This is a genomic window from Desemzia sp. FAM 23990 (assembly GCF_045528485.1).
Lineage (GTDB): Bacteria > Bacillota > Bacilli > Lactobacillales > Carnobacteriaceae > Desemzia.
Genome location: NZ_JBGQQW010000099.1, coordinates 1 through 255 on the forward strand (window position 1 = coordinate 1; position 255 = coordinate 255).

The following is a 255-nucleotide window of genomic DNA, read 5'->3' on the forward strand; positions in this document are numbered from 1 at the left end:
CTTGATGGAGCTCAAACACGACAATGTATTGTGTCTCTTGACGACTTAGCGAAAATGGTCGTACCTTTGATTGAGCTCTAACAACTTTTTTTCAATATCTTTCTGCATTTCAAGATATTCATTTCGTGCTTCAAGTTCTTTAATACGAAATTTCAACCGTTCAGTATCCGTTAATTCATTCTCTGGTTTATTTTGACCACGAAGATCTTTAAGTCCGTCGGACCCTTTAAGTTGGTATTTTTTAACCCATGAATA

Annotated in this window: 1 pseudogene; it reads right to left on the minus strand. The window is 35.7% G+C overall.

Going from position 1 to position 255, the window contains the following annotated elements:
* Window positions 1-45: 45 nt before the first annotated feature.
* Window positions 46-255, minus strand: a pseudogene (locus ACEN4I_RS13635) (hypothetical protein); the annotation flags it as partial.